The 275-nt window shown below is 46.5% G+C and carries 1 protein-coding gene; it reads left to right on the forward strand.

The annotated features are described in order from the left end of the window. The coding region (locus AB4585_RS23715) for an AMP-binding protein (RefSeq protein ID WP_372171217.1) at positions 1–275 on the forward strand (275 nt) is incomplete at both ends.

The following is a 275-nucleotide window of genomic DNA, read 5'->3' on the forward strand; positions in this document are numbered from 1 at the left end:
GACAATACCTCTGTGAAAAACGTGGTATTGACGAGCCTAGGACAAATGCTACCAACAGCCAAAGGTACGGTTGTCGACTTTGTCGTGAAGTACGTGAAAGGCATGGTGCCAAAGTACGATCTTCCTGGTGCTATCTCATTCAAAAAGGCATTGTATAAAGGCCGTCGCCTTCAATATGTTAAGCCATTTATGAGTGGTGAAGATATTGCCTTCTTGCAATACACCGGTGGTACAACCGGCGTGGCCAAAGGTGCGGTTCTGACGCATCGCAATAT

It is taken from the genome of Vibrio sp. 10N.222.49.C9 (assembly GCF_041474985.1).
Classification (GTDB): Bacteria; Pseudomonadota; Gammaproteobacteria; order Enterobacterales; family Vibrionaceae; genus Vibrio; species Vibrio crassostreae_C.